The 13,360-nt window shown below is 68.0% G+C and carries 9 protein-coding genes; 4 read left to right on the plus strand and 5 right to left on the minus strand.

Going from position 1 to position 13,360, the window contains the following annotated elements:
• Window positions 1–73: 73 nt before the first annotated feature.
• The 4 genes from B4E96_RS10105 to B4E96_RS10120 all read left to right on the plus strand — a co-directional run bounded on the left by B4E96_RS10105 (window position 74) and on the right by B4E96_RS10120 (window position 6,042).
• Window positions 74–1,114: an isopenicillin N synthase family dioxygenase gene (locus B4E96_RS10105; RefSeq protein ID WP_286957447.1), complete on the plus strand. Its 1,041-nt coding sequence runs from the start codon at window positions 74–76 to the stop codon at window positions 1,112–1,114.
• Window positions 1,111–2,097, plus strand: a complete 987-nt coding sequence (locus tag B4E96_RS10110) for a methylenetetrahydrofolate reductase (protein ID WP_257995244.1) — start codon at window positions 1,111–1,113, stop codon at window positions 2,095–2,097. The genes B4E96_RS10105 and B4E96_RS10110 overlap by 4 nt, the downstream gene beginning before the upstream one ends.
• The gene (metE, locus tag B4E96_RS10115; protein ID WP_259855478.1) at window positions 2,094–4,463 is read left to right on the plus strand and encodes a 5-methyltetrahydropteroyltriglutamate--homocysteine S-methyltransferase; all 2,370 of its coding nucleotides are present in this window, start codon (window positions 2,094–2,096) and stop codon (window positions 4,461–4,463) included. Before B4E96_RS10110 ends, metE begins: the two co-directional genes overlap by 4 nt.
• A 163-nt stretch (window positions 4,464–4,626) precedes the next feature.
• Window positions 4,627–6,042 (plus strand): flotillin family protein, encoded by a 1,416-nt coding sequence (locus B4E96_RS10120; RefSeq protein ID WP_102163239.1) that lies wholly within the window; start codon window positions 4,627–4,629, stop codon window positions 6,040–6,042.
• An 84-nt stretch (window positions 6,043–6,126) separates the two neighbouring features.
• On the opposite strand, the gene B4E96_RS10125 is transcribed toward B4E96_RS10120, so the two are convergent.
• The 5 genes from B4E96_RS10125 to B4E96_RS10145 form a co-directional block, all read right to left on the minus strand.
• Window positions 6,127–7,689, minus strand: coding sequence for a GMC family oxidoreductase (locus B4E96_RS10125; RefSeq protein WP_170273837.1), 1,563 nt, complete (start codon window positions 7,687–7,689; stop codon window positions 6,127–6,129).
• 9 nt (window positions 7,690–7,698) lie between these two features.
• Window positions 7,699–9,171 (minus strand): aldehyde dehydrogenase family protein, encoded by a 1,473-nt coding sequence (locus B4E96_RS10130; protein WP_170273836.1) that lies wholly within the window; start codon window positions 9,169–9,171, stop codon window positions 7,699–7,701.
• A 30-nt stretch (window positions 9,172–9,201) separates the two neighbouring features.
• On the minus strand, window positions 9,202–11,439 hold the full coding sequence (betT, locus tag B4E96_RS10135) for a choline BCCT transporter BetT (RefSeq protein WP_170273835.1): 2,238 nt from the start codon (window positions 11,437–11,439) through the stop codon (window positions 9,202–9,204).
• A 183-nt stretch (window positions 11,440–11,622) separates the two neighbouring features.
• Window positions 11,623–12,750: an aminotransferase class V-fold PLP-dependent enzyme gene (locus B4E96_RS10140; protein ID WP_170273834.1), complete on the minus strand. Its 1,128-nt coding sequence runs from the start codon at window positions 12,748–12,750 to the stop codon at window positions 11,623–11,625.
• Window positions 12,751–12,912: 162 nt separating this feature from the next.
• Entirely contained in the window at window positions 12,913–13,359 is a 447-nt protein-coding gene (locus tag B4E96_RS10145) for an N-acetylmuramoyl-L-alanine amidase (RefSeq protein WP_170273833.1), read from the minus strand.
• Between the last annotated feature and the right edge of the window lies 1 nt (window position 13,360).

Here is a 13,360-nt window from a genome sequence, read left to right on the forward strand (position 1 = left end):
GCCCCACCGGCTCCGGTCACAGCGCGGGTCTAGCGTGAGCTCCACATCCGCCCCCGCAGACCCAGGAGCCATCATGCCGCTGATCCGCCTGCCGATCCTCGACCTGTCGCGTGCCGACGATCCGCAGCTGGCCGCTGACTTCCGCCGCCAGCTGCGCGAGGTCACCCACTCGGTCGGGTTCTTCTACCTCACCGGTCACGGCATCCCCGCCGCAGACTTCACCGCCCTGCTTGAGACCGCTGAGCGTTTCTTCGCCCTGCCCGAGGCGGACAAGCTCGCCATCGAGAACATCCGCTCCCCGCACTTCCGCGGCTACACCCGCACCGGCGGCGAGCGCACCCAGGGTCTGGTCGACTGGCGCGAGCAGATCGACATCGGCCCGCACCGCGCACCGGTCACCGAGCGGCAGCACGCCTACGACCGGCTCACCGGCCCGAACCTCTACCCGGCCGCGCTGCCGGAGCTCAAGACCGTCACCGACGCCTGGCATGCTCAGCTGAGCGCGGTCGCCGCCCGGCTGCTGTCCGAATGGGCGCTGAGCCTCGGCCAGCCCGCCGACTTCTTCGCCCCGGCCTTCGCCGAAGACCCCGAGTCGTTCCTCAAGATCGTCCGCTACCCGGCACCTGAGCCGGCCACCGCCTCGGGCACGGCCACCGAGGACATCACCCAGGGCGTCGGCGCGCACCGCGACGGCGGGGTGCTCACCCTGCTGTACCCGCAGCCGGGGACCACCGGGCTGCAGGTGCTGCATGAGGACCGGTGGATCGATGTCGAACCGATCGAGAACACCTTCGTCGTCAACATCGGCAAGCTGCTCGAAGTCGCCACGGGCGGCTACCTGCGCGCCACCGTCCACCGCGTGCTGCCGACCGCACCGGGTGCGGACCGGATCTCGGTGCCGTTCTTCTACAACCCCGCCCTGCGCGCCAGCCTGCCCGAGGTGACCCTGCCTGCTGAACTGGCCCCATCCGCGCGCGGGGTGAGCGCTGATGAGCGCGACACGCTGCACGCTGTCTACGGGGAGAACGCGCTGGCCTCTCGACTGCGCTCCCACCCCGACGTCGCCGCACTCCACCACCCCGATCTGCTGACTGCCTCGCCGGAAGCCCAGTGAGCACGATCTCCGCCTCAGCACCCCTCGATGCCTGGTCGCCGGCCGCCGCACCGGAGGCCGGCGTGGCCGCAGGGACGTCCGGGACCCGTTTGGCGCTGTCCTTCGAAGTCATGCCCCCGCGCAGTGCCGCCCAGCAGCAGCGCTCCGGTGCGCTGCTGGAGCTGCTGGCCTCCTACGACCCCGACTACCTCGCCGTCACCTCAGCGGTGGGCACCGGCTGGTCGGCGGGGACGGCGGCCTTCATCGAGCAGCTGGCCGCGACCACCCGGCTGCGGCCGCTGGCCCACCTGACGTGCACCGCAGCCCCGCGCAGCGAGCTGATCGAGTGGATCGAGTGGTTCATCGACGCCGGGGTGCGCGGATTCCTCGCCGTCCGCGGGGATCTGGCAGCCGGGCAGTCGGCTCCCCCGCGCGGGCACCTCGCGCACGCCGATGCGCTCGTAGCACTGCTGCGCGAGGTCGAGCAGGGCCATGTCGCCCGGCTGTGCGGCGGCAGGCTGGCGATCGGGGTGGCGGCCTACCCGAGCGGGCATCCCGAGTCACGGCATCCGGCGGAGGACATCGACGTGCTGGCCGCCAAGCAGCGCAACGGCGCCGACTTCGCCATCACACAGCTGTTCTTCGACTCCGCCCTCATCACCGCTGTTGCCGAGCGTGCTCGGCTGGCCGGCGTCACCCTGCCGATCATCCCGGGGATCATGCCGATCACCGGCACCGCGCGCCTGCAGCGGATGTGTCGGCTCTCCGGGCTCACGCCACCGCCGCGCATTTCCCAGACGCTGGCCGCAGCCCGCAGCCCAGCCGAGGAGTACGACATCGGCCTGGACCTCACCGCCGGTTTCGTCGACGAGCTCATCGCCGCCGGGGTGCCGGGCCTGCACTTCTACACCTTCAACGACCCGACGACCATCACCGAACTGCTCTCCCGCCTGCGACCAGCCACCCTCGCCCGGCTGATCGTCGACCGAAAGGACTTCCCTTGACCGCCTCACAGAAGTGTGCGTTCCCGCCTGCAACCGTCACCGGGCTGCCGCGCATCGGCCCGCGCCGCGAACTCAAGCGCGCCCTCGAAGCACTGTGGGCCGGCACCATCGACGAAGCCTCTTATGCCGATGCCGCCCACAGTCTGCGAGTGACCGCCTATGAGCGGCAGCGCGAGCTCGGCCTGGCCGCCGACTACGCGATCCCCGGCGACTTCTCCGCCTACGACCAGGTCCTCGACGCTGCCATCACCACCGGCATCGTCGGCGAGGATCCGTCCGGCACCGCCCTGGGTGAGTACTTCGCTCTGGCCCGCGGCACCGCAGAGCGTCCGCCGCTGGAGATGACGAAGTGGTTCGACACGAACTACCACTACCTGGTGCCTGAAGTCGCCGATGAGCGCACCTTCACCGCCCGCCCGCAGCGTCTCCTCGACCTCGTCGCCGAGGCGCGGCAGGCCGGGCATCGGATCCGTCCGGTGCTGGTGGGTCCGGTGACCCTGCTGGCGCTGTCGAAGCCGGCGGCCGGAGCAGAGCACGCGCCGCTGGAGCGGCTCGATGAGCTCGTCGAGGTCTACGCCGAACTTCTGGCTGCCCTCCATGCCGCCGGAGTCGAGTGGGTGCAGCTCGATGAGCCGATCCTGGTGACCGACCTCGACGCGATCAGCGATGCCGACCTGGCCGCCTGCGCCGGTGACGCGCACGCCCGTCTGCTGTCAGCCGGTGAGCGCCCGCAGGTGCTCATCACCGCGCCATATGGTGCGCTGCGGGCAGGACTTGAGACCCTGCTGGCCGCCGGGCCCGAGGCGCTGGGCGTCGATGTCTCGCCCGCCACCCGAGCCGTGGACCCTGGTTGGCTGGCCCGCCTGCAGACAGCGGACTTCGGCGCCACCCGGCTGGTGGCAGGGGTGGTCGACGGCCGAAACATCTGGGCTGCCGACCTGGCTGCCGAGCTCGAGGTGCTCACCGGGCTGCAGGACCGTGGCCGCGACGTCTCGGTCTCCACCTCGACCTCGCTGCTGCATGTCCCCTACACAGTGGCCGCCGAGACCCGGCTGCCGGTTGATGTGGCCGGCTGGCTGTCCTTCGCCGCTGAGAAGCTCACCGAGGTCGAGGCGCTCGCGGCGGCACTGGGGGCCCGCGGCAGCGGTGCTGCCGACCCGGCCGGTGTCCGTAAGCCCGTCTTCGACCGGTCGGCCCGGGCGGTGCGCACCCGCGCAGAGTCCGACCGCGTACTCAACCCCGAGGTGCGTGCCCGCACCGCTGCCATCGGTGAGCGTCGGGTGCGCGCTGGCAGCCTCGAAGAGCGCCGGCGGGCCCAGGAGGCGCTCAGCCTGCCGGTGCTGCCGACGACGACGATCGGCTCGTTCCCGCAGACGCCCGAGGTGCGCCGCGCCCGAGCCGCGCTGCGCGATGAGCGCATCACCGAGGTGCAGTACCAGGCGACGATGCGGGCCGAGATCGCCGAGGTGGTGCGCCTGCAGGAGGAGCTCGGCTTCGATGTCATCGTCCACGGTGAGCCCGAGCGCAACGACATGGTGCAGTACTTCGCCGAGCACCTGGCCGGTTTCGCGGTCACCGATCACGGCTGGGTGCAGTCCTACGGCACCCGCTGCACCCGCCCGCCGATCCTGTTCGGCGACGTGCACCGGCCGGCTCCGATCACGGTGCCGTGGTCGACCTTTGCCGCCAGCCTGACCGACACACCGGTCAAGGGAATGCTCACCGGCCCGGTGACGATCCTGTCGTGGTCCTTCGTACGCGATGACGTGCCGCTGTCGACTGCTGCTGAGCAGATCGGCCTGGCGCTCTCCGACGAAGTTGCCGAACTGGAGGCCGCCGGCATCCGGATCATCCAGATCGATGAGCCGGCTCTGCGTGAGCTGCTGCCGCTGCGCGCCGATGCCCGGAACGCCTATCTGGACTGGGCGGTCGATGCCTTCCGGTTGGCCAGCATCGGCGTGGAGCCGGGCACCCAGATCCACACGCATCTGTGCTATTCGGAGTTCGAGCAGGTCATCGACGCCATCGATGCCCTCGATGCCGATGTCACGAGCATCGAAGCCGCCCGTTCGCGGATGGAGCTGCTCGACAGCCTCGACCCCGCCGAGTTCGACCGCAGCGTCGGCCCAGGCGTTTACGATATCCACTCCCCGCGGGTGCCCTCGGTCGATGAGCTCGTTGGCCTGCTGGAGGCAGCCCTGACCCACGTGCCGCGCCATCGCCTGTGGGTGAATCCTGACTGCGGACTCAAAACCCGCCGGTACGAGGAGGTCCGTCCGGCATTGGAGAACCTCATCGCCGCCCGTGACGCAGTGCGCGTTCGCGCCGCCGAGGAAGTTCCTGCGGCCACTGGTGCAGCCTTCTGACCTAGGACGACGACCCTGTCCCTGGTTTCGCAGCGGGCCGGCAGCCGCAGGTGCCGGCCCGCTGCGAGCTGACGGTGCCGCGCCTCAGATTCTTCGGATAGTCTGCCAGTGACCTATTCGGCACTGCCAGCAGCCCCGCGCTGTCACTTTCAGGAGAATCCCCATGTTCGATCCCACACTGGTGACCGGTATCGGCGCGATCCTCGCCGTCGTCTTCATCATCGGCATCATCGGTTTCATCATGTTCCGCCGCGCCTACCGCGTCGCTGCGCCCAATGAGGCGCTCGTCATCACCGGCCGCGCACCCACCCGCAGCAAGGGCGGGGACGTCGACCTCGAAAGCGGCACCCGCGTCGTGGTCGGCGGTCGCGCGATCGTCAGGCCGCTGTTCGACCGCGCGCACACGATCTCGCTGTCCTCGCGCCAGATCAGCATCGAGATCGAGGGCTACTCGTCGAACAACATCTTCCTCCGGCTGCGCGGTGTCGCCCAGATCAAAGTCGGCGAATCGGTTGCCGACATCCGCAAGGCAGCCCAGCGGTTCCTCGATCAGCAGAAGGCCATCGACAACTACTGCCAGGAGATCCTCTCCGGTACGCTGCGCGCGGTCATCGGCACGCTGACGGTCGAGCAGGTGCTGCGCGACCGCGCCGAGTTCGCCGCGCAGGTGCGGGCCGATGCCGCGGATTCGATGAACAACCAGGGCCTGGTCATCGACACCTTCCAGATCATCTCGATCGAAGACGATGACGGCTATCTCAAGGATCTCGGCCGGCCCGAGGCGGCACTCGTCGCCGAGCGCGCCGCGATCGCCGAATCGGAGTCGCGCCGCAAGGCGACCGAGGCCTCGAACGCCGATGCCCAGCGGGTGGCCGAGTCCCAGAAGGACCTCGAGCTGCGCCAGGCCGCGATCCAGCGTGAGACCGCTGCCGAGAAGGCGCAGGCGGCTGCCGCTGAGGAGCTGGCCCGTGCGGAGCAGGAGCAGCGCATCCTGGATGAGAAGCAGAAGATCGCCGACCGCAACAACGAGCTGCGTGAGCGCGAACTCATCGGTGAGGTGCAGAAGCCAGCCGATGCCAAGAAGTACGCCGCCGAACGCGACGCCGATGCCGATCACTACCGGCGCGAGCGCGCCTCGGCAGCGGCACTGGTCGAAGCGCAGAACGACGCTGCGGCCGCTGAGACGCGCGGTCGGGCCGAGGCCGCTGCGGTGGCCGCTCGCGGTGAGGCCGAGGCACGGGCGATCGAGGCCGCCGCCGAGGCATACGCCTCCTACAACGATGCCGCGCGCCTGGCCGAGATCCTCAAGGTGCTGCCGGAGATGGCCGGCCGACTGGCTGAGCCCTACGGCAGCATCGACAGGCTCTCGATCATCTCCTCCGATGGGGAAGGGAAGCTCAGCGAGAACATCGGCGTCAACCTCGCCAAAGTGCTGCAGGTCGTCGATGAGACCACCGGAGTCGACCTCCGGACCCTTCTGCACACAGCCGCAGACTCTGAGACTTCCGCATCTCAGCCCGCTCCGGGTGCCGGGGCATCTCAGCCGCCAGCCACCACCGAGGCGGAGGAGACGTCCTGATCTGAGGTCACCGAGCCGATGACCAACAGGGGGCGGGCAGCGAATCATCGCTGCCCGCCCCCTTTCTGGGTGAGTCTGTCAGGCTCAGCTGTCCTGCTTGATGAGCTCGGCGCACTTCTCGCCGATCATCATGACGGTGATGTTCGGGTTGACAGCGGTGATGAGCGGCATGACCGAAGCGTCGGCCACGCGCAGGCCCGTGACGCCCTTGACCTTGAGATCGGGGGTCAGCGGCGATTCGCTGTCGTCCGCCGGGCCCATCCGGACGGTGCCGGCCGGGTGGTAGACAGTGTTGTGGGTGCGGACGATGTAGTCTTCAATCTGCTCATCGGTCTGCACGTCGTCTCCCGGGTAGAGTTCGCGGCCGGCCCATTCGGCCAGCGCCGGCTGGGAGACGATCTCGCGGGCCTTCTTGATGCCCTCGACCATGATGTGCATGTCATAGCCCTCGGGGTCGGTGAAGTAGCGCGGATCGACCTTCGGCTTGTCCCGGTAGTCGAGGCTGCGCAGGCGCACGGTGCCCCGCGAGCGGGCGTGCGGGACGTTGGGGGTCAGGCAGAAGGCGTTCTCCGAGGTCGGATAGCCCTGGCGCAGGGTGTGCATGTCGAAGGGCACCGAACCGTAGTGCATCATGAGGTCGGGCACGTCGCCCTCGCCGTCGATGCGGGTGAAGATGCCGATCTCCCACCACTGGGTCGATTCAGTGACCATCGGCTTCTTCGCCTCCCACTGGATGACCGCCTCGGGGTGGTCCTGCAGGTTGGAGCCCACACCCGGGGCGTCGACGCGCACGTCGACGCCGACCTCCTTAAGGTGGGCGGCCGGGCCGATGCCCGAGAGCATGAGCAGCTTCGGGGTGTCGATCGCGCCGGCGGAGACGATGACCTCGCGGTTGGCTGCGATCCGCTGGGTGGTGCCGAAGGCGTTGTTGACGACATGGACGCCGGTGCAGGTGTTGCTGTCGTCGAACTCGAGTTCGCGCACCCACGTGTCGGTGAGGATCGTGAGGTTCTCACGCTTCAGGTTCGGGTGCAGGTACGACACCGAGGACGACGCGCGGGTGCCGTCGGCCCTGCGGTTGATCTGGAAGAAGTTCGCGCCGTTGACGACGGTCTCACCGGTGTTGAACTGCGCGCGCGGGATGCCAGCCTGTTCACAGGCGTCGAGCACGGCCACACCGCAGGGGTCCTTCGGCGGGACGTTCATGAGCTCGACCGGGCCGTCGTAGCCGTGCAGCGGGCCGTCGTCCTCATTGGTCTCGAGCTTGGTGAACAGCGGGAAGGTCTTCTCCGCCTCCCAGCCGGTCGCACCGTAGGTGTGCGCCCAGGCGTCGAGGTCCTCCTTCGGCGCCCAGAAGGCGATGCAGGAGTTGTGCGAGGAGCAGCCGCCGAGCACCTTGGCGCGGGCATGGCGCATGAACGAGTTGCCGTTGGCCTGCTCTTCGATCGGGTAGTCCCAGTCGTAGCCGGATTCGAGCAGCTCCATCCACCGGTTGAGGGTGAGGACCACGTCGAGGTCCTCATCACTCGGGCCGGCCTCGAGCAGTCCGACGGTGACGGTGGGGTCCTCGCTCAGGCGGGCAGCGACGGCCGCACCGGCCGAACCGCCGCCGACGACGATGTAGTCGAAAGTGTGGGTGGTCTCCATGGCTCCCTCTCAGTGCTCGGGAAACCAGCCGGTGACGGCCGGTTCGAGATTCTGGTAGATGTGCTTGGCTTCCTGGTATTCGGCCAGACCGGTGGGCCCGAGTTCGCGGCCGAATCCGGACTGCTTGTATCCGCCCCATTCGGCCTGCGGCAGGTAGGGGTGGAAGTCGTTGATCCAGATGGTGCCGTGACGCAGCCGGCCGGCGACCCGCTGGCACTTGCCGGCGTCCTGCGTCCACACTGCGCCGGCCAGGCCGTAGTGGGTGTCGTTGGCCAGCGCGACCGCCTCATCTTCGGTGGAGAACGTCTCAACGGTCACGACCGGGCCGAAGGCCTCGTCGCGCAGCACCGACATGCCCGGCTTGACCTGGTCGATGACGGTCGGCAGGTAGTAGAAGCCGGATTCGAGCTCTCCGGTGCCCCACCTACCACCGCAGCGCACGCGGGCACCTTCCTGCCTGCCGGCCTCGACATAGGCAGTGACCTTGTCGCGGTGCTCCGCGGAGATGAGCGGGCCGGTCTCGGCGTTCTCGTCGAAGGGCCCGCCGAGGCGGATCTTCTCGGCCCGGGCGACGAGCTCGTCGACGAACTCCTCGGCGATCGACTCCTCGACGATGAGCCGGGCACCGGCAGAGCACACCTGGCCGGAGTGCACGAAAGCGGCGTTGAGCGCATTGTCGAGCGCGGCTGCGCGATCAGCGTCGGCGAAGATGACGTTCGGGTTCTTGCCGCCGAGCTCGAGGGCGATCTTCTTGACCGTCTCGGCTGCGTTGCGGGCGATGAGCCGGCCGGTGACCAGACCGCCGGTGAACGAGACCATGTCGACATCCGCATGCGTTGACAACGGGGCTCCCGCCTCGGCGCCGGCGCCCAGGATGAGGTTGCCGACACCGGCGGGCAGGCCGAGCTCGTCGAGGACCTGCATCGTCAGGATCGCGGTGTGCGGGGTGAGTTCGGCCGGCTTGAGCACGAAGCTGTTGCCGGCGGCGATACACGGGGCGATCTTCCAGGCCGCCTGCAGCAGCGGGTAGTTCCACGGGGTGATGAGCGCGCACACGCCCACCGGTTCGTGGACGATGCGGGAGACGACGGTGCTGTCGCCGGCGTCGACGACGCGACCGGGATCAGCGTCGGCGATGCGGCCGAAGTAGTCGAAGCAGGCGGCGATGTCGTCCATGTCCATCTCGGATTCGATCAGCCGTTTACCGGTGTCGAGGGACTCGGCGCGGGCGAACTCATCCTTGCGCTCCCGGATGGCGTCGGCGACCTTGAGCAGCAGCGCGCCGCGCTCGGCGGCCGGCACGCTCGACCACACCTGAGCGTCGAAGGCGCGGCGGGCGGCTTCGATCGCCTTGACGGTGTCGTCCTGGGTGGCTTCGTCGACCACGGCCACGAGCTCGCCGTCGGCCGGGCAGTGGATCTCGCGGGTTCCTCCGGCGGAGGCGGAGACCCATTCGCCGTCGATGTACAGGGTTTTCGGCATGGCACTCCTCATTTCTGCACAGCGCTGAGGTCAGCGGTCGCTGGACTCAGTCCGTGTCTTGTCAGGGGTTTCCTCTTCCCAATCTGTGGTGAGGGCGGTGGTCGATGCTGCGGCGACGTCCGGCGGGGTGCCGTCTGAGATCCGCAGGAACTCCAGGTGTGCCTCGAAGCTGCTGAGGACGTCGGAGATGAGCTGTTCCTTGGTGTACCCGAAAACATCGTATCCACGCGATCCCTCGGTGTTGAAGACTTCGAGGCGGTAGTATGCGTCACTGCCTTCGCGGGCGGTGTTGAGGGCGAACGACGGCATCTGCGCGGCCACCGGGTAGACCTGGTAGACACACGGCTCCGCGTCCTCGAACTCGATCGTCAGCGCTGCCTGCGGCAGCTTGTGGGAGACCACTTCCGAGGTGTCGAGGCGGGCGTCTGAGCCGTTGGCGCGCAGCTCCTCGGCCACCTCGGTCAGCGCCGGGATGACAGTGGACTTGAAGTAGCGGGAGGCGGCCCCGCGGCTGGGGAAGCTCGTGGCGCGGCGCAGGCGCTGCTGCCAGGACAGTCCTGCCTGGCCGGACAGGCGGCCGGGCAGGCTGTTGAACCGGCTGTCGGTGACGTCGAGCTCGACCTGCAGCGCCCGGTACAGCGACAGCATGACGAGATAGAGCACGACCGAGAACGGCAGTCCGATGATGAGAGTGGCTCCCTGCAGGGTGGTGACGCCGTCGACGATGAGCATGCCGAGCGTCAGCACGCCGGTGGCGATCGCCCAGAACACGCGCAGCCCCTTGCGGCCGTCGGTGTTCGGGTCATGGGTGTGGGAGGTGAAGTTCGCCAGCACGAGTGCGCCGGAGTCTGCGGATGTGACGTAGAAGAGCAGTCCGACGATGGTGGCCAGGCCGATGACGGCCGGGGCGCCGGGGTACATCTCCAGCAGCGAGTAGAAGGCACGCTCGGGGGTGTTGGCGGCGACGTCGGCGAATTCCAGGTTGCCGTCGAGCACGAGACGCAGCGTGGAGTTGCCGAAGATCGAGATGAAGATGGCGATGAAGGTGAAGGGGACGATGAGCACCCCGATGACGAACTGGCGGATCGTACGGCCGCGGGAGATGCGGGCGAGGAACAGTCCGACGAACGGCGCCCAGGCCACCCACCAGGCCCAGAAGAACAGCGTCCAGCCGGCCATCCAGTCATCGGGCTGGATGAACGGGAAGACGTCGAGGGTCATCCGCGGCAGCTCGTAGAGGTACTCGCCGATGTTGGTCACGAGTGCGTCGAAGAGGAACCGGGTCTTGCCGGTGATGAGAATGTGGGCCAGCAGCACGATGGCGAGGATGACGTTGAGCTCAGACAGACGGCGGATGCCCTTCTCGACACCGGTGACGGTCGAGATCGTGGCCATGAGCACGGCCAGGGCGATGAGGCCGATCTGGGCGCCGACGCCCTCGGGGACGCCGAACATCAGGTGCAGGCCGTAATTGAGCTGCACGACGCCGATGCCCAGTGAGGTAGCGATGCCGAAGACGGTGCCGAGCACTGCGGCGACGTCGATGGTGGAGCCCAGCCAGCCGTTGATGCGCTTGCCGATCGCCCAGTACAGGATCGAGCGGATTGAGAGCGGCATGTTCTTGCGGTAGGCGAAGTAGGCGAACGCCATGCCCATGAGGGCGTACATCGCCCAGCCGGTGATGCCATAGTGGAACAGCGTCCAGATGACGGCCATGCGCGCCCGGCCGTTCGGATCGGTGTCCGGGTTGAGCGGGTCGTCGACCGCGCCCTCTGGCGGGAACAGGAACTGGGAGGCCGGTTCGGAGACCGAGAAGAACATCAGGTCGATGCCGATGCCGGCAGCGAACAGCATCGCCGTCCAGGTGAACAGGCTGAACTGCGGTCGGGAGTGCTGCGGGCCAAGACGGATCTTGCCGGTGCGGCCGGCGGCCATCATGATGACGAAGACGATGATGAGTGTGGCGGTCAGGATGTAGTACCAGCCGAAGTTCGCTGAGATCCAGCCGACGGCGGTGTTGAGCACGAGGTCGGCGTTCTCCGGGGCGATGATCGCCCACAGGGCGATCGCCAGGATGCTGATGCCGGAGATGAGGAAGACCGGCCAGTTGGGCGGAGGCGGGTCTCCCGGCGAACCGTCAGCCGGTGCACGGTCAACCGGTGCCCCTGCAGCATCGGTGGCTGCTGCAGTGGCACCGGGGCGGGCGTCGTGTGGGGCGTTCGAGTCTGAAGGCTCTATCGGATCTGACGGCTGTTTCGAATCGCTCATCTCTTCGTCTCTGCAGTGGTGTGAGTGCAGGCGCAGGGATCCCTGCGCCTGCCGGGCACTTCACACCATAACAAGGCCGCCAGTCCGCTTACCGGCAGGTAATGGCGACGCTCTGCGCGGTGACGCCGTCACCGCGCGCTGTCGCGCACACCCCAGCTGTCTGTCGAAACCACGAGAGCTGTGTCAGGCCACCTGGTCGAGCGCCGCCTCCAGTCGCGCTGCCGCTGCATCAGCATCAGCCCACTTGTCGAGGCCGAACAAGCCGATGCGGAAGGTCTGAAAACCCTCCGGCTCGTCGACCATGAGCGGGACCCCGCCGGCTACCTGCACGCCTGCCTGCGCAAACGCGGCTACCACCTCGGCGGCGGGTCGCTCGGCCTGCACGACGACGACCGTCGGAGACTGCCAGCCCTCTGCGGCAACTGAGGAGTAACCGCGTGAGCTGAGGAGCTCGCGCACCTTGGTGCCGAGCTCGATCTGGCGCTCACGCAGCTGCGGCAGCCCGAACTCGACAGCCTCCTGCATGAGGGTGAGGTTGTGGGTGATCGAGTCAGTCGGCATCGTGGCGTGGTAGCCGTGCTTGCCTTCGGCGTAGCCCTCACAGATCGTCATCCACTTCTTCAGGTCGAGTGCGAAGCTCGAGCTGGTGGTGTCCTCGATCGCCGTGCGAGCGCGCTCACCGAACATGATGTAGCCGGCGCACGGCGTGCCGCTCCAGCCCTTCTGCGGGGCCGAGAGGAGGATGTCGACACCGATGTCGTCCATGTCAACCCACAGCGGGCCGGAGGCGACGCAGTCGAGGACGAACAGGCCGCCCACCTCGTGCACGGCGTCTGCGATCCGGCGCATGTAGTCATCGCTCAGCAGCACGCCCGAGGCGGTCTCGACGTGCGGAGCGAACACGAGCTCGGTGCGCTGCCGGTGGATCGTCTCGACGACCTCCTCGATGGGAGCAGGAGCGAACCCGGCATCGACGTCGCCGCCGGCGGGGCGGGCCTTGAGCACCTCATGTTCGGCAGGGATCTGGCCGGTGTCGAGGATCTGCGACCAGCGGTAGGAGAACTGGCCGTTGCGCACGATGAGGCAGCGCTTGCCGCCGGCGAACTGGCGGGCGACCGATTCCATGCCGTAGGAGCCGCCGCCGGGCACGAGCACCGCGGTCTTGGCGTTGTAGGTGCTGCGCAGGATCGACAGCGTCTCCTCCATCACGGAGACGAAGCGGGCGGACATGTGGTTGAGGGAGCGGTCCGTGAAGACGACGGAGTACTCCAGCAGGCCGTCGGGATCAATATCGCTGTGTGGAAGTTTCATACCATTATCTTAGCTCCCGCAGGCACATCCGTGAGATCCGGGTCACACAGTGGAACGACAGAGCGCCGCCCAGCTTGGGAGGCTGGGCGGCGCGGGGGCGGGGGTGTGGTTGTGTTAGTGGGGTATTCGAGGGTGATCAGGGCCCGCGGTGGCGGGGGCGCGTCAGACGGCGGCGGCGACTGCGTTCTTGATGCGCTCGAAGTCGACGGTGCCCGGGCACGAGGTGGCGACAACGGCGCTGTGTGGGATGAGCGCGACGTGGGGGTCGAGTCCGTAGTCGCGGCAGATGCGTGCGCACAGTGCGATCGAGGTGTTGTAGGTGAACTCGTCGGGGGCGCGGTTCTGGTCTGCGGAGTGCTCGATGCCGATGCTGCGCTGATTCATCGCGAAGCTGCCGGCATGCCAGGCGGTGTCGCCTTCGTTCACGTACTGATGCAGGGCTCCTTCGCCGATGCCGTAGTGAGCGCTGACCTGGGAGGCCGGGTCCTTGAAGGTGGCATCCGCGGCGGCGAGAGTGCCGACGATGTAATGGATGACGATGCGGTCGATGCCGGAGCCTCCACGGCCGTGGTTGAAGTTCGGGCTGCCGATCCAGATGGGTTCTGCCATG

The organism is Brevibacterium sp. UBA7493, assembly GCF_002479565.1.
Lineage (GTDB): Bacteria > Actinomycetota > Actinomycetes > Actinomycetales > Brevibacteriaceae > Brevibacterium > Brevibacterium luteolum.